A 24153-nucleotide genomic window follows, 5' to 3' on the forward strand; every position below is an offset into this window, starting at 1 on the left:
ATGCAATTTAAGCGGGTGCGGTTGCTGATTGTTGTACTTTCCTTTGCATTACTGATTTTCGGGCTGGCGGGACTGGTGTTCTGGCTTTATCCATCAGTTGTGAAATTCGCGTTCGGTAGCGTTCAAGGGTGGAATCTATCAGTAGTACTGCCTGGGGTCACTCTTCTGATTGTGCTAGTTGCGGTTGGTGGCTTGGTGCTTGCCCGTCGCTTCGGTGCTTCCAATTACCGCCATCTCACCGAGGGCGGCGCTCAGTCAGTAGCAGAGATTCGATCCGAAGCCTCGCTTGCATTCTATGGTGCGGCTGCAGACAGCCTTCCCTTGAGTCGAATGCATCTTCGCCAGCAGTACGGCTGGTTTTGGTCGCGAAAAATACAATTGCTGTTGGTGGTCGGCGAGCCTACTCACGTCAATGCCATCGTCCCTGGTCTGACTGATCGACAGTGGCTGTATGGCCGGGCAGTTCTTCTTTATGGCGGCAGTCTCCTTTCTAAACCAGACACAACGTTGCTCGATAAATGGAAACGGCAGTTTCGCTGGCGCGCCATTGATGGTGTCGTTTGGGTGCTGCGCGAACGCCAGGTCGACGACGCTGCTTCAATGAGTGCGAGCATCCATCACCTGCAGGATCTGAACCGTTATCTTGGCAGACAGTTGCCTGTGCATATGTGGCAAATCCGTGAAAGCCAATGGGGCCAGTCGGGGCGCGGCATCGAGGCGGTCGGCTGTTTGCTTCCCACTCGGCGGGCCGCAGTTCATTGGGAAGAGCATTTGGGCGCCCTGCAGCGCTCGCTGCGCGAACGAGGTTTGGCGCAGATGCAGAACCGCATGTCCCACGATTTCTTACTGCGGCTTGCTCGCGATTTGCAAGTTGACGGCGCTGCTCGATGGTATCGCGTGCTTGAGTCCCTTTCAGGAAGGTCAACACGTTGCATCCAAGTACGTGGCGTCTGGTTCAGCTTGCCAGTTCATAGGTCAGGATCGGCGACAGCAATTGAGCACTACTGGCCTGAAGACCCTGCTTGGTCTGGAATTCTCAGTGACCGTTCTGCCCGACCTCGCAGATTGGGTTGGCACCCAGGCAGAATCGTCTACACCTCCGCGCTCGGGCTTGCAGCTGTCTGGGGAATTGGCTTGTTGGTTTCATTCACCAGCAACCGTGTCGAAGTCGGCCGAGTGGAAGCTGCATACCGAGCGCTACTACAGCCCGAGGCCGCTAGTGATCCAGCGTACGCCCTGGCCGAGTTGGTTCGTGAATTGTCCCGCCTGGACTACCGTGGCGAGCACGGAGCGCCCTGGTATCAACGCTTTGGCCTGAACCGCTCAAATGACCTGCGTGAGGCGGTGTGGCCGCTGTATGTCGAGGCCAATGACCGCCTTCTTCGGGACCCGGCCGCATCCGACTTGGAGAGACAACTCACCGCGCTGGTCAAGCTCGCACCGGGTAGCCCGGCCCGCGCCGAGAGAGCGCAGCAGGCCTATGATCAGCTCAAGGCCTACCTGATGCTAGCCCGCCCGGAAAAGGCCGATGCAGATTTCCTGGTCGATAGTGTGGGTGCAAACCAGCCTGGCATGTGGCGATTCTACGCTGAGCATTTGCCTGATCATCCGGAATGGGCGATCAAGGCCAATCCCAGACTGATTGGTCAGGTTCGCCAGGTGCTGCTCGGCGAGTTGGGCCAGCGCAACGCCGAAGCCACGCTGTACCAGCACGTCCTCGACACTGCGGCGAACCACTATCCGCCCATGGGCTTGCAGCAGATGGTCGGTGACACTGATGCGACCTCCCTGTTCACCAGTCGCGAGCAAGTCCGCGGGGTCTTCACCCGCGAAGCCTGGGAGGGTCAGGTACGTTCGGCCATTGATGACGCCGCTAAGGCGCGTCGTGAAGAGATCGACTGGGTATTGAGCGACAATGTGGGTGATGTGGGGGGCGAGCTGAGCCCTGAGCAACTTAAAGCGCGGCTGATCGCGCGCTATTTCCGGGATTACAGCAGCGCTTGGCTGGCCTTTCTCAATAGCCTGCGCTGGCAGCAGAGTACCACTCTGCATGATGTGATCACCCAGCTGACGGTGATGAGCGATGCACGCCAGTCGCCTTTGATCGCCCTGATGAACACCCTGAGTTACCAAGGGCAGGCGGGTGTCCGTGGCCAGGCTTTGGCTGACTCACTGATCGAATCGGCGCAGAAGCTGGTTGGGCAAAAAGCAGCACCGATGGTTGATCAGCTGGCTCAAGTGCCTGGCGGCCCACTCGATAGCACGTTCGGCCCGCTGATGGCCTTGTTGGGGAAAGATGCCGAAGGCCGATCCGGCAGCGACCATTTAAGCCTGCAAGCCTTTCTCACGCGCGTCACCAGCGTGCGGCTGAAGCTGCAGCAGATCACCCATGCCCCAGACCCGCAGGCCATGACACAAGCGCTCGCACAGACCGTGTTTCAAGGCAAGGGCGTCGATCTTACTGACGCGCAGTCCTACGGCAACCTGATTGCCGCGAGCCTGGGCGCAGAATGGGGCCCTGTGGCCCATGCGTTGTTCGTGCAGCCACTAGCGCAGGCCTGGCAGCAGATCCTGCAGCCTTCATCCGCAGGCCTCAACCGGGATTGGCAACGCGCCATCGTCGATGAGTGGCATGGTGCATTCGACAATCGTTACCCGTTCGCCGCTTCCAGCAGTGATGCATCCCTGCCCATGCTCGGGCAGATGATTCGCGCCGACTCCGGGCGCATCGAGCAGTTTCTGCACCAGCAGCTCAATGGGCTGGTGCGCAAAGAGGGGAGTCGGTGGGTGATCGATCCCCGCCAGAGTCAGGGCTTGCGCTTCAATCCGGCCTTTCTGGAGGCAATCAACCAACTCAGCCAATTGGCGGATCTGCTGTACACCGACGGCGGCATGGGCATGAGCTTCGAACTGCGGGGCAAACCCGTGCAGGACGTGGTGCAGACCAGCTTCGTGCTCAACGGCGAGAAGCATCATTACTTCAACCAGCGTGAGCGCTGGCAGCGCTTTCGCTGGCCAGGGCAGGGTGACCACCCGGGCATCAGCCTGACCTGGACCAGCGTGCATGGCGGAGAACGGTTGTATGCGGACTACCAGGGTACCTGGGGTTTGATACGCCTGCTGGAGGAGGCCAATGTCACCCCTCTGGATGACGGCGACAGCCGTTTTCGGGTGGTGCTAAGTGCGCCGGACGGCCTCGGCCTGACGTGGCACCTGCGTACCGAGCTGGCTGAGGGCCCGCTGGCATTGCTCAAGTTGCGCAGCTTCCGCCTGCCCAGGGACATCTTCCTTGTGGACGATGTGCGTTACGCGCAGAACGGGGGCCCTCAATGACTCTGAAAAGCCTGGTCGCAAGCTGCCTGCCGGAGCGTGATGCCATCGCCTTGGCCCGAGAGCATGGCCAACGCTGGGAAGCCTGGTTGTCCCCCATCAGTGCTGACGCGCCTGTCGGTGAGGACCCTGGCTATGACGACGATTTTCAGCGCATGCGCGAAGAGGTCAACCGGCTCTCCGGGGCTGATGTAGACCTAGTCGCACAGCTTGGGCAGAGGCTGCTGCAACATGCCTGCAAAGACCTGCGCGTCGCGACGTACTACCTCTGGGCCCGCCTGCACACGGATGGGGAGCCAGGGCTGGCAGACGGCTTGAACCTGCTGGCCGCGTTGCTGGAGCGTTATGCTGCGGACATCCTGCCAACGCGTCCCAACAGCCGGAAAATGGCCCTGGAGTGGCTGTCCGGTAACCGGGTGTTGGCCAGCCTGTCGCTGTATCCCCAGGTGGTCAAGGCCGAGGCCCAGCGCACCGTGGCTGCACTGGTGTGGCTGGAGCAGGGATTTGGCACCTGGCCAGAAGACCACCGGCCACGCCTGGATGGCCTATACACCGCGCTGTCTGCGCGCCTGGCAGTGGCGGGTGGCCTGGACGCGATTGTTCCGCAGACCAGTAACGAATCAGCGCCGAACGACCCTGCCAGCAGCCCGAAGTCGCCGCCGATCAAGTCCGGGCGCGACCTGCTGGACAGTGGCCGTCAATTGGCGAGCTACCTGCGTGACCAACCAGAGGGCTGGCTGGCCGCCCATCGGCTGATGAAGAGCCTGCGCTGGGACACCGTGCACCAGGTGCCACCGCAAGACGCACAGGGCATTACCCGGCTGGCGCCCCCGCGCGGTGAATACCGTGCCCAGTTAAAACGCCTGCACGTGCAGCAACGCTGGAGTGAGTTGATCGACCAGGCCGAGCGGATGTATGCCGAGGGTGTCAACCATTTCTGGTTGGACCTGCAATGGCATCTGCATCAAGCCTTGAGCAAATCACCCCAACCGCAGGGTAGCTGGGCAGCCATCGTCAAACATGACCTGAACATGCTGCTGCAGCGCTTGCCTGGGCTGGACATGCTGTATTGGAACGATGGCTCGGCCTTCGCGGATGAAACCACACGCGAGTGGATCAACCAGCACGTCAGCGACAGCCGCTCCGCCCAATGGCTGCCTGCTGCAGCCTCGGCAACCACCACGGCAACCTGCGAAATCCTTGCGCTGGAACCTGAGGCACTGGCGCAAGCCGATGCTGAGGGTGTCGAGCAAGCGCTGGCGTGGCTTGCAAACCGGCCTGATACGCAGGCCGGGCGGCAACGCTGGTTGCTGCGCCTGCTGATGGCCCGGGTGGCCGAGCAATACGGCAAGGCCGAACTGGCCATTCATTTGTTCACTGAACTGGATACCGCCGCGCACCACCACGCACTGACCGACTGGGAGCCCGAGCTGATCTTTGAGGTCAAGGCGCGGTTGCTCAAGCTGCTGCGTTTGAAAGCCCAGCGCAACGATGCCGATCGGCCAGCCCTGGCGCTGCAGATGGAACAACAGCTGGCGGCGCTGGTAGCCATTGACCCGGTACGCGCTGCGGTGCTGTGCAGCTAACTCACATTGATCAGGATCCTGTTTTGAGCAAGGACAACCCAACCCTACGGTACTTTGATGCCGAGATGCGCTACCTGCGTGAAGCTGGTAAAGAATTTGCCCAGGCGTTTCCGGACCGCGCGGCGCAGCTGAACCTGAATAAACCTGGGGCGCAGGACCCCTATGTGGAGCGCCTGTTCGAAGGCTTCGCGTTCTTGATGGGGCGCCTGCGCGAAAAACTGGACGACGATTTGCCCGAACTGACCGAAGGGCTGGTCAGCCTGCTGTGGCCGCACTACCTGCGCACCATCCCCTCGCTGGCAATCGTTGAGCTCATGCCTGATGTCAGCCAGATGAAAGGCACCGAATCCATTGCCAGGGGGTTTCAGGTGTTGTCTCAGCCAGTGGGTCCGCAACGTACCCGCTGCCGCTACTCCACGACACAGGACCTGCCGCTTCAGCCGCTCACGCTCGACACCGTGCGTCTTGATCACGAGCCTGATGGGCGCGCGGTGCTGCGTTTGCGTTTCTTGTGCGGGGAAATGGCAGATTGGAGCCGGCTGGATCTTGCTCAGATACCGCTGTACCTGAACGCCGATGCCGCATTGGCCAGTGCACTGCATCAAGCACTGACTTTGAAGGTACAGGCGTTATATGTGCGTATGCCGGGCGAGGCAGAACGCCAAACACTTGAAGGCCATTTCAAGCCCAAGGGCTTCGCCGATGATGACCGTCTTTGGCCCAAAGGTGATAGTGCGTTCAGCGGCTACCAGCTGCTGCTTGAGTACTTCACCTTCCGCGAGAAATTCATGTTCGTGACGCTGTGCGGTTTGGAGTCGTTGTCATTGCCACTGGGCGCTACTTGGTTCGAGCTTGATGTCGTGCTGTGTGAAGCATGGTCGCATGTCTTCACGCCCAACGAGGAGCACATCCGTTTACACGCGGTCCCCGTGATCAATTTGTTCCCGCTGGATGCGGACCCGCTCAACCTGGACCCGCTGCAGAACGAGTACCTGCTTCGCCCGATGCGGCTGCAGGACGGGCACACGGAAATCTATTCCGTGGACAGGGTGTCCGGTTCCAAGAACAGTGTCCGTCAGGACTACGTGCCTTTCAGCAGCTTTCGCCACAAGGGTGGCATGCTCCGCGATGAAGCCCCCGAGCGGTATTTTCATACCCGCCTCAGGCAGGGCGCCAATGGTCTTCATGACACCTGGCTGATCCTGGGCGGGGAAGGCTTTGACAAGGATGTGCTGCTCAAGCGCAAAAGCCTGTCACTGCGCCTTACCGGGACCAATGGCCAACTGCCGCGCAAGGCCCTGCGCAGTACATTGCTCGACGCGGCCTCGCAATCCACCCAGGCGGGGCTGCAGGTGCGCAACCTGACCTCACCCACGCTGCCATGTTATCCGCCGAATCGTGACCGGTTCCACTGGCGGGTACTGAGCCACCTGGGCTCGAACTTCTTGCCCATGCTCAATAGTGCTGAAGTGCTGCGTGGCACGCTGGCGTTGTACGAGTGGACGGGTAGCGAAACCAATCGCCGTCGCTTGGAGGCCATCGTTGAGGTCAAGCATCACCTTATCCAGCGGTTCGAAAAAGGGTTCTTGCTGCGCGGCGTGGATATCGAGGTGACGCTCGACAGCAATGGTTTTTCGGGGGAGGGGGACATCTGCCTGTTCGGTGAAATGCTCAGCCGGTTCTTCGCGCTGTATGCCGACATTCACTTGTGCACGCAACTGACGTTGATCCTGCAACCGACGGGGAGGTGCCTGCGATGGAGCGAACATCACAGTCAGCGTATTCCAGGCTGAAGGCAGAAGGGCTTTTGCAGGTGCTGGAGGGGCAGGTTGCCTCGGCCAACGTGTATCGCGTCTGCCAGTTGCTCGAGCAGGTACTGGTCGATCACCCACCGCTGGGCAGTACCGCACACCCGGTTGATGACGGGGTCCGCTTTCGGCCCGACCCAGGCATGGGCTTTCCCGCCAGTGAGCTGAAGGCCATAGAGTTCGACGACGCCTGTCCCGAACGCCCTATTACGATACGAACGCGGCTACTTGGTTTGTATGGTGTCGATTCGCCGCTGCCAACGGCCTACCTGGACGACATCGCCCAGCGCCGTGAGGGCCACGAAGCTGTAGAGGCGTTTCTCGATATCTTCAACCACCGGGTATTCACCCAGTTCTATCGGATCTGGCGCAAATACTCGTATCCCGCCACCTTTGAGGCGGGCGGTAGCGATGCGACTTCACAGTGCCTGTTGGGCTTGATCGGCCTTGGAGTACCCGGTACTGCCGAGCGTATCGCCACGCCCATGTCTCGCTTTTTGGCATTGCTCAGCGTGATGCGCTTGCCGACCCGCAACGCTGAGGGCATTGGCGCGTTGGTCAAGCTGCTGGCGCCGAGCACGGAGGCACATGTCACCGGGCATTGGCCGCAACGTGTCGTGCTTGAGCGACCAGCCAGCCTGGAAACGAAAAGCCCGGTAAGTCTTTCCCAAGGCATGCCGCTAGGCGCTGTCGGAACGGATGCGAACAGCCAGTTGCGCCTGTTGCTGCACACCAATGATCCGGAAGAGGCGCGCGAGTGGCTTCCTGGGGGGCAGTTGCTGCTCGACTTGCGGGTGCTGCTGGAGGTGTACCTGGGGTGGCGCTGTACGGCCAAGCTACAGCTGTCGATTCCGCTGCGTCTGCTGCCCGTGCCGGTACTGGGCCGTGCGCAAGTCAGGTTGGGAATGACGGCAGTACTGGGGTTGCCGACCGGTGAAGAGGCTACAGCCAACACCGACACCATCACAGTCAACCTGGGCCGCTATCAAGGCCTACAACTGAATCCTTGCGACAGGGAGGTATCGCATGTGGCGTACCGCTTCTAAACGCTTCACGGTCGTGGCGCTGGTGACACTGCTGGGCGGCTGCGGCCTCACCCAGAAGGTTGTGGAGGGTACGGCTTCCACGGCCCGTGCGGTTTTCTACAAGCAAGTCAAAACATTGCATCTGGATTTCACCGGCCGGTCAGCGATGAATACCGACAGCATGGAGATGAGTGGGTTGTCCGTTTCGGTGCTGGTGCGTGTCTACCAGTTGCGGGATCACAAGGCTCTGGACAAGGCAACTTACGACGATCTGGTCAGCCACGGCGAGCGCGTGCTGGGGGGCGACCTGTTGAGCGAAAAAGCCGTAGTGGTCAAACCTGGTGAGGCGGCTCAGCTCAGCACGCCTTTGCATAGGGAGGCTCAGTACATTGCCGTGATTGCGTTGTTCCGAAATCCGGACATGGAGCAAGACGCGTGGCGTTTGACCTTGCAGCGTGATGACCTCGATCCGGACCAGCCCAGGGTTGTCGAGTTGGGTGATAACCGCTTGAAGTTGCGGCCGCGCAGCGAGGACTGAGCACATGATCGAACCAAGCCCTTCGCTTTACGAAACGCTGCTGCAGAATTTCAGTGGCGAGTTGGAGCTGGATCGGGTCAGTGATGATGATCAACTGACGCTTTCGGTTCTGGACAACCTTCAGCGCATTCTAAACAGCCGGGCCGGCACACTCGCGCATCTGCCGGACTATGGCTTGCCGGATATGGGCACGGTTCTTCAAGGGTTGCCGGCCTCGGCCCATGGTTTGATGAATGACATCGTGAGCACGTTGCGCAGGTATGAGCCGCGGCTCGCAGAAGTACGCATCGAGCTGGTGCCGCAGCGACGGCCCGGCCATTTGGAATACGCACTCGATGTACGCATCAAGGGCGGTGGCCGCGCCACCTTTGGGACCACGCTTGCACCTGACGGGAGGGTGGTTGTACGTCACCTGAAACAGGAAGGCTATCTCGCCAAGCTATAGACCTACGGACAAGGAGGCCAGATGACGGCGCTTTTTGAAATGCGGATTCGCTTGGGCGGCGACCCAGGCAGTTTTGATGAGTTCAACGTGTTGCGCGGCGAGTTGGCCAAGCTTGATCATCCTGCGTGTCCTGACGTTGACTGGGCAAAAGTTGAAGCGTTGTGCTTGAGGCTCTTCGAACGGAACGGGGTGGAGCTGCAGACCGCAGTGTCCTTTATCCTGGCGCGTAGCTACCGTACGGGGCTCGCTGGTTTGACCGAGGGGGTGGCATTGCTCGCCACTCTCACGGACGAGTGGCCGCGCTTGTGGCCGGTGCAGGCTTCAGCTCGGATCGAGCTCATCGCCTGGTTGTTTGCTCAGCTACATCCCCTGGTTCGAATGCTGGAATGGGGCGGATCGAGTCTGGCGACGCTGAGGGAACTGATCGTTGAGCTGGGGCGGCTTGAGCACCGTTTGGAGCGGCTTGGCCATGCTTCCTTGGCTTCGCTGAAGGTGTTTCGACAGCAGATCAGTAGCGTGATGCAGCGGATGTCGGGAAGCAGGGACGTGCCGATGCCGCTTCCGTTGCAACCATGGGCATCACCAGCCGAGCCAGCGCTTAGCCCTCCGATCGCTGCGGTTGTCTCAGCACCACCGACTTACACCTTTGTAGTTGAACCAGCGGCGCAGAAACGCGCGGTGTTGCCGTGGTTGCTGACACTGACGGTCACCAGTGTCTTTGTGGGGTGGCTGGGCTGGCAAGAATGGGCATCCAGGCAAGTCAAAGAGCCGCCCACGCCTGAGCCGATCCAACTCGACAGTCTGAATCTGTTTGATCCGGGCAGTGCCGAACTGAAGCCCGGTTCAACCAAACTGCTGATAAACGCACTGGTTGGCATCAAGGCTCAACCGGGTTGGCTGATTGTTATCTCCGGGCATGCGGATGCACGGGGTGACGCGGCCAAGAATCTCGACCTGTCCCGTGCCCGTGCTTCAGCCGTGCGCGACTGGATGCAACGGATGGGGGATATCCCGGACAGTTGTTTTGCTGTTCAAGGTGTCGCGGCCAGCCAGCCGGTCAGCAGCAACCACACATTCGATGGGCGGGCGGAGAATCGTCGTGTGGACATCCGGCTATTGCCGCAGAGCAGTGCGTGCGGGGGGGAGAGCGATGACATTCGCGTTGAGCCGCGTAGCGATAGCATCTAACCCCAATATCCCGTCGATGCCGCCGCTCCCTTTCAGCGCGGTCTTGTGCCGCGAAAGGGTCGAGTCACCCTTTCAATCCTTGATCAGCCCTCGCAGCACTGCCCGCGCTTCTTCAGTACGCAAGCACTCGATGAACAGTCGGCTTTCCCGCGCCACCGTGGCCTCCAGCTCCGCCCGCTGGCTGTCCTTGAGCAGCCGCTTGCTGATCCGCAGTGCCGCCTGCGGGTAGCCTTGCAGCTGCCGCGCCAGCGTGCGGGCAGCGTCCAGGCACTGTTCGCCGTTTTCATGCAGCTCATTGGCCAGCCCCCAGGCCAGCATCTGTTCGCCATCCAGCAATGCATTGGTCAGCAGCAAGCGTGCCGCCCTGGCCTGGCCAAGCACACGCGGTAGCAGCAGGCTGGAACCAAACTCCGGGCACACACCCAGCGGCGCGAAAGGCATGCGCAGCTTGGTCGAGCGGCTGACCAGCACCTGGTCGCAGTGCAGCAACAGGGTGGCCCCGATGCCGATCGCCGCACCACTGACCGCTGCGATCAGCGGCTTGTCCAGGCCCATGACCACCCGCATCAGGCGGAACACCGGGCTGTCCAGGTCGCTGGGCGGGTTGTCGAGGAAGTCGCGAAGGTCGTTGCCAGCGCTGAAGCAGTGCGGCCCACCGGTGATGATGATGGCATCGACAGCGGGGTCTTCACTTGCCGCCAGCAACAGGTCGCCCAGCAGCTGGTACATGGCAGTGTTCAGGGCATTGAGCTTGTCGGGGCGGTTGAAGGCCAGGGTCAGCAGGCCTTGGTCCAGCTCGCGTGTGATCAGGTCGTTCATGGCAGCCGCTTTTGTTGTTGTGAGGGGGCCCTGCCGGGCAGTGGCGCTTAGGGTTTATCACGCAGTCCGGCTTGTTGTACAGTCGTTCAGTCCAGCCCCTAACCAGAGACCCACCGATGACTCAGGAAGCCCGCTACCACCGCATGCTGCCGGAACTGCGCAAAGCCAACCTGGTCGAGGCGACCCTGGTGTGCCTCAAACGCCATGGTTTCCAGGGGGCTTCGATCCGCAAGATCTCGGCCGAGGCCGGGGTCTCGGTCGGGCTGATCAGCCACCATTACGCGGGCAAGGACGAACTGGTGGCAGAGGCTTACATGGCCGTCACCGGTCGGGTGATGGGCCTGTTGCGTGAGGCCATGGCCCAGGCCGCGCCCAATGCCCGCGAGCGGCTGTCCGCGTTCTTCCGTGCCTCGTTCTGCGCCGAGCTGCTCGACCCGCAATTGCTCGATGCCTGGCTGGCCTTCTGGGGCGCGGTGAAGACCGCCGACGCGATCAACCAGGTGCACGACCACTCCTATGGCGAGTACCGCAACGAACTTGGCCGGCTACTGGCCAGACTGGCCGAGGAGGAGGGCTGGCAGGGCTTCGATGCCGACCTGGCGGCCATCAGCCTGAGCGCCTTGCTCGACGGCCTGTGGCTGGAGTCGGGCCTGAACCCCGGCACCTTCACCCCCGAGCAGGGCGTGATCATCTGCGAGGCCTGGGTCGACGGCCTGCAGGCCGGTGGCCGGAGGCGCTTCAGCCTGTCCGAGGGCTGTTGATCACCTGTTCAGTAACGAGTACGCTGCTGTCGCGAGTGTGTAGAACAACACCAATAAAAAGAGACAACACGCAATGACGCCTCGGGTATTGATCGTCGATGACGATCCGCTTATTCGTGACTTGCTGCAGGCCTACCTGTCCCAGGAGGGCTACGACGTACACTGCGCCGACACTGCGGAAAGGGCCGAAGCCCTGCTTGCCAGCCAGGATGTCGACCTGGTGCTGCTGGACATCCGCCTGCCCGGCAAGGACGGCCTCACCCTGACCCGCGAACTGCGGGTGCGCTCGGAGGTTGGCATCATCCTCGTCACCGGGCGCAATGACGACATAGACCGCATCGTTGGCCTGGAATGCGGTGCAGATGACTACGTGATCAAACCACTCAACCCCCGCGAGCTGGTGTCCCGGGCGAAAAACCTGATCCGCCGCGTGCGCCATGCCCGCGAGGCGCACCCCGCCCCGGCCTGCGCGCAATCGCTGAAGCAGTTCGCCGACTGGGCGCTGGATACCGACCGCCGGCGCCTGATCGACGCCCGTGGCGGGCAAACCCTGCTGACCCACGGCGAGTTCCAGTTGCTCAGCGTGTTCCTGCGCAACAGCGGCCACACCCTCAGCCGCGACCAGTTGATGGACCAGATTCGCAACCGCGAGTGGGTGCCCAACGACCGTTCCATCGACGTGCTGGTCGGCCGCCTGCGGCGCAAGCTGCATGACGACCCGGCCGAACCGCAGTTGATCATCACCATTCACGGCACCGGCTACCTGTTCACCGCCAGCGTGGCAGCATGATTCCTCGCGCCTGGCAGTTGGCGCTGGCCTTGACGTTGCCCACCCTGCACGCCAGTGCCAGTGAGCCCGTGCGTTACTGTGACTACCCGGTGTACCCGCCCATTTCCTGGAGCGACGGCCACCAGGTGCGCGGCCTGGCCCCAACCGTGGTGCGTGAACTGTTCGCGCGCATGGGCTACGAGGTGCAAACCGTGGTGCTGGGCAACTGGAAGCGCTGCCTGATGGACGCCGCCGCCGGGCGGGTGGACGTGGTCCTGGCCTACAACAGCGACCAGCGTGATCAGCGCATGCGTTTTTCCACGGAGCCGGTGGTGCGCGAGGAAGTGGCCGTGTTCTACAACCGCAAGCGACCGGTGCAGTTCCAGCAGTTGGAGGACCTGGCGGGTTACCGTGGCGGCCTGTTGTACGGCGAAAGCTACGGCGCCGAATTCGACCGCTTCGTCGCCCGGCATCAGAACATCGAGCGGGTGTCTTCCAGCCAGCAGAACTTCGGCAAGCTGATCCGCGGGCGCATCGACTACGTGATCCAGGAGCGGCGTACCGGCCAACTGTTCATCGAGCACCTGCCCGGCGCGCAGGACATCCGCGTATTGCCCAGCGCGCTGAGCGTGGACTACCTGCGGGTAGCCGTATCGCGGCAATCACCCCTGAGCCAGCACATGGACGAAATCGACGCGCAGTTGCGGCGCATGAACCAGGCTGGCGAGATCGCGCGCTGGCTGGAGCAGAGCGAGGTCACCTACCGCGACATGATCAACCTGCCGGCAGATGCCCGATGATTCGCCTGCACACCGATGGCCTGCTGCGCCGCCTGCTGCGGTTCATCCTGTTGTTCAGCCTGTGCTTTACCGTACTGGCCAGTAGCGTGCAGCTGTATTTTGAATACCGCCGCGAGATGCGCGACATCGAGGCGCGCATGGCGTTGATCCGCGTAGGCTACCTCGCCAGCCTGGAGCGCAGCCTGTGGGACTTGGACGAGGCGCAGCTGGATACGCAATTGCGCGGCCTGGTGGATTTTTCCGACGTGGCCCGGGTGCGCTTGGTTAGCGACGATTTTCAACTGCTGCGAGGGGAGGCCGAACCCAAGGGGCCGCTGCGCATCGAGCGCTTCCCCCTGGATTATCAGCCCCCCTCGGGCCCCGCCAGGCACCTGGGTGAGCTTGAAGTGAGTATCGACTTGGGTGCGGTGCACCATAGGTTGTATGCCACCGGCCTTGCCAGCCTGCTGTGGATGGGCGTGTTCCTGTGTGGCCTGGCAGTGGCGCTGTCGGGGCTGTTCTATCGCCTGGTCACCCGCCATCTGCAAGTGATGGCCGAGTTCGCCCGGCGTATTGGCGCCGGCCAATGGCAGGAACCGTTGCGCCTGGGGCGCCGCCGTTCATCGCGCCCTGACGAGATCGACACGGTGGCCAATGCCCTGGACGATATGCGCCGCGCCATCCTCAGCGACATTGAACGCCGCGAGCGCGACCGCCTGGCGTTGCAAGACAAGCGCGACGAACTGCAGGCCATGGTCGAACGACGTACCGCCAGCCTGGCCCGGGCCAAGGATGACGCCGAGGCCGCCAACCTGGCCAAGTCACGCTTCCTGGCGACCATGAGCCACGAACTGCGCACCCCGCTCAACGGTATCCTGGGCATGGCCGAGCTGCTACGCGGTGGCCGGCTGGAAGCGGCCGACCGTCAGCGCCTGGAAGCCTTGTACAAGGCCGGCGAGGGGCTGTTGGCGATTCTCAACGAAGTGCTGTATTTCGCCCGGCTCGAAGAAGGTGAGAGCCGCGCCGAGCTGGTCGGCTTTTCGCTGCGCCAGTTGTGCCAGGAAGTGCTGGCGCTGCTCGAACCCATGGCCGCGGACAACGGCGACACACTGCATCTGGAGATTGATGAGCAATTAGCCGGTTACCAGCACGGCGCCGAGCAGTACCTGCGTCAGGTGCTCAGCAACCTGCTGGCCAATGCCATCAAATTCACCGAGCACGGCCAGGTGCGGCTCAAGGTGCAGGTGCTGGTCAGCGAGGCGACCACGCAGCGCCTGCGGGTGTCGGTCAGTGACAATGGCATCGGCATCGAGCCGGCCGTACAGGCAAAAATCTTCGACCGCTTCGTCCAGGCCAGCGAGGCCGTGGCACGCCGCTACGGCGGCACCGGTCTGGGACTGGCGATCTGCAAGCACCTGGTGGAAAAGCTGGGGGGCTGCATTGGCCTGGACAGTGTACAAGGGCAGGGCAGCTGCTTCTGGTTCGAACTCGACATCGCCCTTGGGCAGCCGGTTGCGGCCAATACCCCGGCCCAGTCGGTCAGCGCCAGCCTGGATATCCTGGTGGTCGAGGACGTCGCGCTGAACCGTGAGGTGGCGAGCGGCCTGCTGGTGCGCGATGGCCACCGGGTGAGCTTTGCCGAGGATGCCGGGCAGGCCCTGCAGTTGTGCGCACAGCGGCGCTTCGACCTGATCCTGCTGGACGTTCACCTGCCCGGCATGAGCGGGGTGGAACTGTGCCGGCAGCTTCGCGCCACCCCCGGGCCTAACCACCACAGCCGGATAGTGGCGCTGACCGCTGGCGTGCAACCGGGGCAACTGTCGGATTACCTGGAAGCCGGCATGCAAGGTGTGCTGGCCAAGCCCCTGCGGCTGGCCAACCTGCGCCAGGCGCTGGCCGACGCAACGCCGACTGAAGAGGCCGGTATTGACGCAAACATGGACTGGTCGCTGCTGGCCACCCACCGCTCGCTGCTGGGCGAGCAGAAGCTGCAGGGCCTGCTGAATGTGTTGCGCCAGTCACTGGAGCAGCACGCCACGGCGTTGGCCGAGGCGCTGCCAGCCCAGGACTTTACCGAGGTGCTGCACCTGGCCCATCGCCTGGCCGGCAGTTGCGACTCCCTGGGTTTTTCTGGCCTGGCTGCGCTGTTGCGACGCCTGGAAGACGCAGCCCGCCAGCATGATGGGCAGGCGCTGAACGCACTGGCCGAGCCACTGGCAAGCCAGCTCGGCCAGGCCCGTGCGACCCTGGAACAGCTGATTCAGAGCTGACGTACAAAAAACTTACGACTTTTTACATCTTCGATCCGTTCGTACAACGGCACCTTACATCCGTTTCCAATAATCCATGGCAACCGTGTTGCACGCGGTCCATGAGGCTTATTGGAGACAAGAATAATGACATGCCGTAGCACTCAGCCCCTCATTCGCATCGCCACACGTACCTGCCGCAATGGTGAGGTGCGCCATGACTGACAACGTTGAAAAGATCCAGCTCACCCGCGCCCTGAAAAGCCGACACATCTTCATGCTGTCGCTGGGTGGGGTTATTGGAACCGGCCTGTTCATGGGCTCGGGCGTAACCATCAATCAGGGTGGGCCGGTGGGCGCGATCCTGGCTTACCTGGTCGCGGGCTTGCTGATGTACCTGGTGATGGTCTGCCTGGGTGAGCTGTCGGTGCAGATGCCGGTGTCCGGTTCGTTCCAGGCCCACGCCACCAAGTACATTGGCCCGGCCACCGGCTTCATGATCGGCTGGGTGTACTGGATGAGCTGGGCCACCACCGTAGGCCTGGAGTTCACCGCTGCCGGCATGCTGATGACCCGCTGGTTCCCGGAGGTGCCGATCTGGTACTGGTCGGCGCTGTTCGTGGTGGTGCTGTTCGGCCTCAACGCCCTGGCCACGCGTGCCTTTGGCGAGGCCGAGTACTGGTTCTCGGGCATCAAGGTGGCAACCATCCTCGGCTTCATCGTCATTGGCCTGCTGGTGATCTTCGGTGCCATCCCCCTGAGCAGCGGGGCACCCGCACCGATGCTGAACAACCTGGTGGGCGAGTCGCTGTTCCCCCACGGCCTGTCGGCAGTGTTCGCGGTGATGATGACCGTGGTCTATGCCTTCCAGGGTTGCGAAATCATGGGGGTGGCGGCTGGTGAGACCGAGCACCCGGAAAAAAGCATCCCGCGGGCGGTGCGCAATGTGGTGTTCCGCGTGCTGATCTTCTATGTGCTGGCGATTGCCGTGCTGTCGGCCATTGTGCCGCACGAGCAGGCCGGGCTGATGGAAAGCCCGTTCGTGCAGGTGTTCGACATGGTCGGCATCCCTTACGCCGCCGACTTGATGAACTTCGTCATCCTCACGGCCATCCTCTCGGTGGGTAACTCTGGGTTGTATGCCTCCACGCGCATCCTCTGGGCCATGTCCAAGACTGGCATGGCACCGAAAAGCCTGTCGCCGCTGAGCAAGCGTGGCGTGCCGCTGCGGGCGCTGAGCATCACCCTGTGCTTTGCGCTGATTTCGCTGATGACCAGCTTCGTTGCGGCTGACACGCTGTTCATGGTGCTGATGGCGGTAAGCGGTATGTCCGGCACCGTGACCTGGATCGTCATCGCCCTGGCGCAGTACCGCTTCCGCAAGGCCTGGCTGCGCGACGGCGGGCAACTGCAGGACCTGAAGTACAAGGCGCCGCTGTACCCGCTGGTGCCGCTGCTGTGCATCACCCTGTGCAGCTCGCTGTTCGTGTTCCTGGCGCTGGATGAAACCCAACGACCGTCGCTGTACTGGGGCTTTGGCTTCATTGCCCTATGCTACGCGGCGTACTTCTTCGTCAACCGCCGCCGGCAGGGGGCCTTCGCACCCAGCGCACCAGGGGTTTGACACCGCAGCTCGTCGCCGGCGGGTGTCAATCGCTGCATGTTCAGCACCTGTGAGATCGAGCACCGCCCGCGCGGCGCGCGATCTCACAGGCCATAAAGCCGTCACGACGAACGCCCTTGTGTAACGCCAAACACCGAGTTGTGCGAAGTTGTAACAGCCCATCCCGTCTTGTTGAACACTCGTTTAGTATCTTCCTCGTCAAGCCCTCCAAAACCATCACAACAACACCGAGGCCCCCATGACTACCCCGTCGTCGCCACTGTTGAGCAAGGTCGAAGCTGGCGTTGCCTGGATCACCCTCAACCGCCCCGAGCAGCGCAACGCGCTGGACATTCCCACCCTCAAGCAACTGCACGCCTTGCTCGACAGCCATGCCGACGACCCCGCCGTACGCGTGGTGGTGCTGACCGGCAGCGGCCGCAGCTTCTGCGCTGGCGCCGACCTGGCCGAATGGGCTGCCGCCGAAGCTGCCGGCACCCTGGAAAGCTATGGCTGGACCGAAACTGCCCATGCCCTGATGTTGCGCCTGCACAGCCTCGACAAACCCACCATCGCCGCCATCAACGGCACCGCCGTGGGCGGTGGCATGGACCTCAGCCTGTGCTGCGACCTGCGCATCGCCGCCGCCTCGGCGCGCTTCAAGGCCGGCTACACCAGCATGGGCTACAGCCCCGATGCCGGCGCCAGCTGGCACCTGCCACGGCTGATCGGCAGCGAGCAGGCCAAGCGCCTGCTGTTTCTCGACGAGCTGTGGGGCGCCGAGCGTGCCCTGGCGGCTGGGCTGGTCAGCGAAGTCTGCGCCGACGAGCAACTGCCCGCCGTGGCGGCCGAGTTGGCCGGGCGCCTGGCCAATGGCCCGACGTTCGCCTATGCGCAGACCAAGCAGCTGATCCGCGACGGCGCCCGGCGCACCCTCGCCGAGCAGCTGGAGGCCGAGCGCCACGCCGGCCTGCTGTGCGGCCGCAGCCAGGATGGCGCCGAGGCCCTGCAAGCCTCGGTTGAACGCCGCGCCCCCCGTTTTACTGGCCAGTAATCCGATACCCGACCCTCATCAGGACCTTCGCAGATGAATTTCCAACTGACCCAAGAACAAGAAATGTTGGTGGAAGCGGTACGCAGCTTTGTTGCCAAGGAGCTGCTGCCCCATGAGGAAGCGGTGGACCGCGCCGACGCCGTGTCACCCGAACTGGCCGCACAGATCCGTGGCAAGGCCATCGCAGCCGGTTTTTATGCCTTCAACATGCCCGAGGAAGTGGGAGGGGGCGGTCTGGACTACCTGTCCCAGGCGCTGATCGAACGTGAGCTGTCCAAGGTGTCCTGGGCGCTGCATGTCTTCGTTGCACGGCCGTCGAAAATCCTCATGGCCTGCAAGGACGAGCAGATCAACGACTACTTGCTGCCTTGTGTGCAGGGCGAGAAAACCGACTGCTTTGCCCTCACCGAACCGGGTGCCGGTTCCGATGCCAACGCCATCAAGACCCGCGCCGTGCGCCAGGGCGATGACTTTGTCATCAACGGCAGCAAGCACTTCATCAGCCACGCCGGCCACGCCGATTTTGCCATCGTCTTCGCGGTCACCGACACCTACGAGCACAACGGGCGCAAGCGCAATGCGGTCACCGCCTTGCTGGTCGACCGGGGTACGCCGGGCATGACCATCCGCCGTGGTCCCAAGTGCGTGAGCAACCGTGGTTATCACACCTACGAGCTGTTCTTCGACGACTGCCGGGTGCCGGCCAGCAAGGTGCTGGGCGAAGTCGGCAAGGGCTGGGAAGTGGCCAACGCCTGGCTTACCGCCGGCCGGGTGATGGTCGCCGCCAACTGCGTGGGCCAGGCCCAGCGCGCCCTCGACCTGTCACTGCAATGGGCCGCCGACCGCAAGCAGTTCGGCCAGGCCATCGGCAGCTACCAGGGGGTGTCGTTCAAGCTGGCCGACATGGCCACGCAGATCCGCGCGGCCGAGATGCTCACCCTGCACACCGCCTGGAAGATGGACCAGGGCAACATGACCGACGGTGAAGCCGGCATGGCCAAGCTGTTTGCCAGCGAAGTGCTGGGCAAGGTCGCCGACGAAGCCGTGCAGATCTTCGGCGGCATGGGCCTGATGGACGAAGGGCCGGTTGAGCGCATTTGGCGCAACGCGCGTATCGAGCGCATCTGGGAGGGTACTTCGGAAATCCAGCGGCACATCATCGCCCGCGAACTGCTGCGCCCGCTGCTGCGCTGAGCGCCAGGAGAACACCCATGTCGCAATCGATTCGTGACAACCTCAAGCGCCTGCTGGCGCCCCGGCACCTGGCCTTCGTTGGCGGGCGCAGCATGGCGCGGGCGCTCAAGCGCTGCGCCGAAGGCGGCTTTGGCGGTGAGCTGTGGCTGGTCAACCCGCAGCATGAAAGCCTGGAAGGCATCCCTTGCGTGGCCCGCGTGGCCGACTTGCCTTACGCCCCGGACGCGGTGTTCATCGCCACCAACCGTGAGCTGACGTTGCAGTGCGTTGCCGAGCTGGCCGCGCGTGGCGCCGGGGGTGCCATCTGCTATGCCTCCGGCTTTGCCGAAAGCGGCGAAGAGGGCTGCCAGTTGCAGCAGCGCCTGCTCGCTGCGGCCGGCAACATGGCCCTGCTCGGCCCCAACTGCTATGGCCTGCTCGACTACCTGCACGGTGCAGCCCTTTGGCCGGTGGCCCATGGCGGCCAGCAGGTGGAGAAGGGCGTGGCGATCCTCACCCAGAGCGGGAACTTTGCCTACAACCTGTCCATGAGCGACCGCTCGCTGCCGGTGGCCTACATGGCCTCGGTCGGCAACCAGGCGCAACTGGGTGTGGCCGAGCTGATGGATGTGCTGCTCGACGACCCACGGGTAACGGCCATCGGGCTGCACCTGGAAGGCTTGAAGAACGTGCCGGGCTTTGCACGCGCCGCCTACAAGGCATTGCAGCAGGGTACGCCGATCATTGCCCTGAAGACGGGCGTTTCGCAGATCGGCGCTGAACTGGCGCTCAGCCACACCAGCTCGTTGTCCGGCTCCGATGCGTTGTACGACAGCTTGTTCCAGCGCCTGGGGGTGATCCGCGTCAGCGGCCCGGTGAGCTTTGTCGAAACGCTCAAGGCCGCAGCCTGCGGACGCTTGCCGGCAGATGGCGAGCTGATTGCGCTGGCCTGCTCAGGCGGCGATGCCGGCCTGATTGCCGACTATGCCGAACGCCACGATCTGCAACTGCCGAAGCTCGAGCAAGGGCAGGTGGCGGCACTGGCCGAGGTGTTGCCGGGCTATGCCAACCTGGTCAACCCACTGGACTTCACCACAGCCATCTGGGGCGATGAGGCCGCCCTGCAACGCATGCTCGACAGTACCCTGAGCGGCGCCGCGGGCGCGGCGATGCTGGTGCTGGACTACCCGGCGGCGTTCACCGGCGAGCGCAAGGAATGTGACCTGCTGCTGGGGCTGTACTGCGATGCCGTTGAACGCCACGGCAAGATCGGCTTCGTCACCTCGGCTTTCCCGGAACTGTTGCCTGCCAGTGCGCGTGAGCGCCTGCATGCGCGGGGCATCGCTGCCCTGCAGGGCGTGGAAGACGGCCTGGCGGCCTGGGGGCGCATCGTCGCTTACCAAAAGAACCGCCAGCGGTTACTGGACCAGGGCGAGGCTGCGCGGGTACCGCTGTGCCCCCAGGCCCTCACGGGCGAAAGCCGACTGTTGGACGAATGGCAATCCAAGCAGGCCCTGCGCGCCTTCGGTCTGCCGGTGCCTTCGGGCGTGCTGAGTGCGCCCGAACGCGCCGTGGCAGACGCCGCCCGCGTCGGTTACCCCTTGGTACTGAAGGCGGTCAGCGCGCAGTTGCCGCACAAGACCGAAGCTGGCGCTGTGGCGTTGAACCTGCGCGATGCCCGCGCCCTGGAAGCTGCACTGGTGCAGATGCGCCAGTGCATCGCTGACTACGCCCCGCAGGTTGCGTTTGATCAGGTGCTGCTTGAGCCCATGGCCGAGCCGCCCTTGGCCGAGCTCATAGTGGGCATCAAGCGTGAACACGACTTTGCCCTGGCCTTGGTGATCGGTGCCGGCGGCGTGCTGGTCGAACTGCTCAAGGACAGTGTCAGCCTGTTGTTGCCCACCACCGACAGCGCCATCCGCGCCGCACTGCTGAAGCTGCGCAGTGCCAGCCTGCTGCAAGGCTTCCGTGGCCGCCCGGCTGCCGACCTCGACGCCTTGGTCGCAGCTATCCGTGCGGTGGCCGACTACGCCTGCGAAAACGCCGGGCAGCTGTTGGAGCTGGATGTGAACCCATTGATGGTCGGTGCCCATGGCACCACCGCGGTCGACGCGCTGATCCGCCTCGGCCAGGCGCAAGGAGAACGACATGAATGACCTTACCCTGACAGCCGGCCAGGCGCTGGTGCGGTTGTTGGCCAACTACGGTGTGGAGACCGTGTTCGGCATCCCTGGGGTGCACACCCTGGAGCTGTACCGTGGCCTGCCGGGCAGTGGCATTCGCCATGTACTGACCCGCCACGAGCAGGGCGCCGGCTTCATGGCCGACGGCTATGCGCGGGTCAGTGGCAAGCCGGGGGTGTGTTTCGTCATTACCGGCCCAGGCGTGACCAACGTCGCCACCCCCATCGGCCAAGCCTACGCCGACTCGGTGCCGATGCTGGTGATTTCCAGCGTCAACCACACCGCCAGCCTGGGCAAGGGCTGGGGCTGCCTGCATGAAACCCAGGACCAGCGCGCCATGACTGCGCCGATCACCGCGTTCTCGGCCGTGGCGTTGCGTGGCGATGACCTGCCCGAGCTGATCGCCCGCGCCTGGGCCGTGTTCGAAAGCGAACGGCCGCGCCCGGTGCACATTTCGGTGCCGCTGGACGTGCTGGCCGCACCCGTCAGCCGTGACTGGAGCGATGAGGTGGTGCGCCGCCCCGAGCGTGGCCAGCCGTGCCGCGAAAGCCTCGACCAGGCTGCCCTGAAGCTGGCAGCGGCCGAGCGGCCGATGATCATCGCGGGTGGTGGTGCGCTGCATGCGGCCGAACAACTTGCGCAGTTGAGCGCCCGGCTGGCGGCACCGGTATTCACCAGCGTGGCCGGCAAGGGCCTGCTGCCGCCGCAGGCGCCCCTGAATGCCGGTTCCAGCCTGTGCGTGGAACCCGGCTGGCAACTGATCAGCCAGGCTGATGTGGTGCTTGCCGTGGGCACCGAAATGGCCGACACCGACTTCTGGCGCGAGCGCCTGCCGATCACTGGTGAGCTGCTGCGCGTGGACATCGACCCGCGCAAGTTCAACGACTTCTACCCCTGTGCCATTGCCTTGCAAGGTGATGCCCGGCAAACCCTGGCCGGCTTGCTCGAACACCTGCCAGCACTCGACCGAGACCCTGCTCAGGCGAGCGAAGCGGTGAGCAACCTGCGCCAGGCCATTCGTCATGGGCATGCACCGTTGCAGGCCACCCATCAGGCGATTCTTGACCGCATTGCCGCCGTGCTGCCCGACGATGCGTTCATCAGCAGCGACATGACCCAACTGGCCTACACCGGCAACTACGCCTTCGCCAGCCGGGCGCCGCGCAGCTGGCTGCATCCGACCGGCTACGGCACACTCGGCTACGGCCTGCCAGCCGGTATTGGTGGCATGCTTGCCACCGACCATCGCCCAGGCCTGGTGCTGGTGGGCGACGGCGGTTTCCTTTATACCGCCCAGGAGCTGGCCACGGCTGTAGAGGAACTGGACCGGCCGTTGGTGGTGCTGCTGTGGAACAACGACGCCCTCGGGCAGATCCGCGATGACATGCTCGGCCTGAACATCGAGCCGGTCGGCGTGCTGCCGCGTAATCCGGACTTCATCGGCCTGGCCCGTGCCTTTGGTTGCGCGGTGCGCCAGCCGCGTGATCTGGGCGCGCTGCAGGCCGACCTGGCCAGCGGTTTCGCCACACCCGGCGTGACCTTCATCGAACTCAAACACACCTGCGTCTGTTAAGCCGCGAACAACCAAAAGAACAAGAGAAACCCACATGCCATTTCGCCGTACACTTCTGGCCGCATCCCTGGCCCTGCTGATCACCGGCCAAGCCCCACTGTATGCCGCCCCCCCGCTGTCGATGGACAACGGTACCAATGCCCTGACCGTGCAAAACAGCAATGCCTGGGTCGAAGTCAGCGCCAGCGCCCTGCAGCACAACATCCGCACGCTGCAGGCCGAGCTGGCCGGCAAGTCCAAGCTGTGCGCCGTGCTCAAGGCCGATGCCTATGGCCACGGTATCGGCCTGGTAATGCCATCGATCATCGCCCAGGGCGTGCCCTGCGTGGCGGTGGCCAGCAACGAGGAGGCCCGCGTGGTCCGCGCCAGTGGCTTCACCGGGCAACTGGTGCGGGTACGCCTGGCCAGCCTCAACGAGCTGGAAGATGGCTTGCAGTACGACATGGAAGAGCTGGTGGGCAGCGCGGAATTTGCCCGCCAGGCCGATGCCATCGCCGCGCGCCATGGCAAGACCTTGCGCATTCACATGGCGCTCAACTCCAGCGGCATGAGCCGCAACGGGGTGGAGATGGCCACCTGGTCCGGCCGTGGCGAAGCGCTGCAGATCACCGACCAGAAGCACCTCAAGCTGGTCGCGCTGATGACCCACTTCGCCGTGGAAGACAAGGACGATGTCCGCAAGGGCCTGGCGGCCTTCAACGAGCAGACTGACTGGTTGATCAAGCACGCGAAGCTCGACCGCAGCAAGCTCACCCTGCACGCCGCCAACTCGTTCGCTACGCTGGAGGTGCCGGAAGCGCGCCTGGACATGGTACGAACAGGGGGCGCGCTGTTCGGTGACACCGTGCCGGCGCGCACCGAGTACAAGCGTGCGATGCAGTTCAAATCGCACGTGGCTGCGGTGCACAGCTATCCGGCTGGCAACACCGTGGGCTATGACCGCACCTTCACCCTGGCCCGTGATTCGCGCCTGGCCAACATTACGGTCGGGTACTCCGATGGCTACCGCCGGGTATTCACCAACAAGGGCCATGTGCTGATCAACGGCCACCGTGTGCCGGTGGTGGGCAAGGTGTCGATGAACACGCTGATGGTCGATGTCACCGACTTCCCGGACGTGAAGGGGGGCAACGAAGTGGTGCTGTTCGGCAAGCAGGCCGGGGGCGAAATCACCCAGGCCGAGATGGAAGAAATCAACGGCGCGTTGCTGGCCGACCTGTACACCGTGTGGGGCAGTTCCAACCCGAAGATCCTCGTCGACTGAAACCGC

Annotated in this window: 18 protein-coding genes; 17 read left to right on the top strand and 1 reads right to left on the bottom strand. The window is 63.3% G+C overall.

Annotated features, from left to right (window positions below):
* From KW568_RS11410 to KW568_RS11440, 7 genes are read left to right on the top strand one after another with little or no spacing between them, the layout of a single operon-like run.
* Entirely contained in the window at window positions 1-3333 is a 3333-nt protein-coding gene (locus KW568_RS11410) for an ImcF-related family protein (protein WP_033726713.1), read from the top strand.
* Window positions 3330-4916 carry a type VI secretion system protein TssA gene (tssA, locus tag KW568_RS11415; RefSeq protein WP_004576428.1) on the top strand — a complete coding sequence of 529 codons (1587 nt, stop codon included), beginning with the start codon at window positions 3330-3332 and terminating at the stop codon, window positions 4914-4916. Before KW568_RS11410 ends, tssA begins: the two co-directional genes overlap by 4 nt.
* 23 nt (window positions 4917-4939) lie before the next feature.
* A complete protein-coding gene (gene tssF, locus KW568_RS11420; RefSeq protein ID WP_004576429.1) occupies window positions 4940-6709 on the top strand; it encodes a type VI secretion system baseplate subunit TssF in 1770 nt (589 codons plus the stop codon).
* Window positions 6673-7770 carry a type VI secretion system baseplate subunit TssG gene (gene tssG, locus KW568_RS11425; protein WP_033726714.1) on the top strand — a complete coding sequence of 366 codons (1098 nt, stop codon included), beginning with the start codon at window positions 6673-6675 and terminating at the stop codon, window positions 7768-7770. Before tssF ends, tssG begins: the two co-directional genes overlap by 37 nt.
* A complete protein-coding gene (tssJ, locus tag KW568_RS11430; RefSeq protein WP_004576431.1) occupies window positions 7751-8287 on the top strand; it encodes a type VI secretion system lipoprotein TssJ in 537 nt (178 codons plus the stop codon). The genes tssG and tssJ overlap by 20 nt, the downstream gene beginning before the upstream one ends.
* Window positions 8288-8291: 4 nt before the next feature.
* Window positions 8292-8732, top strand: a complete 441-nt coding sequence (gene tssE, locus KW568_RS11435; RefSeq protein ID WP_004576432.1) for a type VI secretion system baseplate subunit TssE — start codon at window positions 8292-8294, stop codon at window positions 8730-8732.
* Window positions 8733-8753: 21 nt separating this feature from the next.
* Window positions 8754-9920 (top strand): OmpA family protein, encoded by a 1167-nt coding sequence (locus tag KW568_RS11440; protein WP_004576433.1) that lies wholly within the window; start codon window positions 8754-8756, stop codon window positions 9918-9920.
* A 72-nt stretch (window positions 9921-9992) separates the two neighbouring features.
* Here KW568_RS11440 and KW568_RS11445 read toward each other — a convergent pair whose 3' ends face one another.
* Window positions 9993-10739 carry an enoyl-CoA hydratase-related protein gene (locus tag KW568_RS11445; RefSeq protein WP_004576434.1) on the bottom strand — a complete coding sequence of 249 codons (747 nt, stop codon included), beginning with the start codon at window positions 10737-10739 and terminating at the stop codon, window positions 9993-9995.
* Between the two features lie 116 nt (window positions 10740-10855).
* Here KW568_RS11445 and KW568_RS11450 point away from each other — a divergent pair, with 116 nt between their 5' ends.
* The 10 genes from KW568_RS11450 (at window position 10856) to alr (ending at window position 24147) form a co-directional block, all read left to right on the top strand.
* A complete protein-coding gene (locus KW568_RS11450; protein ID WP_004576435.1) occupies window positions 10856-11500 on the top strand; it encodes a TetR family transcriptional regulator C-terminal domain-containing protein in 645 nt (214 codons plus the stop codon).
* 73 nt (window positions 11501-11573) lie between these two features.
* The gene (locus KW568_RS11455) at window positions 11574-12290 is read left to right on the top strand and encodes a response regulator (protein WP_003256139.1); all 717 of its coding nucleotides are present in this window, start codon (window positions 11574-11576) and stop codon (window positions 12288-12290) included.
* Window positions 12287-13069, top strand: coding sequence for an ABC transporter substrate-binding protein (locus tag KW568_RS11460; protein WP_003256136.1), 783 nt, complete (start codon window positions 12287-12289; stop codon window positions 13067-13069). Before KW568_RS11455 ends, KW568_RS11460 begins: the two co-directional genes overlap by 4 nt.
* Window positions 13066-15318, top strand: a complete 2253-nt coding sequence (locus KW568_RS11465; protein WP_004576436.1) for an ATP-binding protein — start codon at window positions 13066-13068, stop codon at window positions 15316-15318. Before KW568_RS11460 ends, KW568_RS11465 begins: the two co-directional genes overlap by 4 nt.
* A 196-nt stretch (window positions 15319-15514) precedes the next feature.
* On the top strand, window positions 15515-16921 hold the full coding sequence (locus tag KW568_RS11470) for an amino acid permease (protein WP_003256132.1): 1407 nt from the start codon (window positions 15515-15517) through the stop codon (window positions 16919-16921).
* A gap of 238 nt (window positions 16922-17159) precedes the next feature.
* Window positions 17160-17954 carry an enoyl-CoA hydratase/isomerase family protein gene (locus KW568_RS11475; RefSeq protein WP_004576437.1) on the top strand — a complete coding sequence of 265 codons (795 nt, stop codon included), beginning with the start codon at window positions 17160-17162 and terminating at the stop codon, window positions 17952-17954.
* A 33-nt stretch (window positions 17955-17987) separates the two neighbouring features.
* Complete coding sequence (locus KW568_RS11480) at window positions 17988-19148, top strand: acyl-CoA dehydrogenase family protein (RefSeq protein WP_003256129.1); 1161 nt, start codon at window positions 17988-17990, stop codon at window positions 19146-19148.
* 17 nt (window positions 19149-19165) lie between these two features.
* Window positions 19166-21283 (top strand): acetate--CoA ligase family protein, encoded by a 2118-nt coding sequence (locus KW568_RS11485; protein WP_004576438.1) that lies wholly within the window; start codon window positions 19166-19168, stop codon window positions 21281-21283.
* Window positions 21276-22883, top strand: coding sequence for a 5-guanidino-2-oxopentanoate decarboxylase (locus KW568_RS11490; protein ID WP_004576439.1), 1608 nt, complete (start codon window positions 21276-21278; stop codon window positions 22881-22883). Before KW568_RS11485 ends, KW568_RS11490 begins: the two co-directional genes overlap by 8 nt.
* 34 nt (window positions 22884-22917) lie before the next feature.
* A complete protein-coding gene (alr, locus tag KW568_RS11495; RefSeq protein WP_004576440.1) occupies window positions 22918-24147 on the top strand; it encodes an alanine racemase in 1230 nt (409 codons plus the stop codon).
* Window positions 24148-24153 lie beyond the last annotated feature (6 nt).

Origin of the sequence: Pseudomonas sp. HD6515 (assembly GCF_024971855.1) — a bacterium.
GTDB lineage: Bacteria > Pseudomonadota > Gammaproteobacteria > Pseudomonadales > Pseudomonadaceae > Aquipseudomonas > Aquipseudomonas alloputida.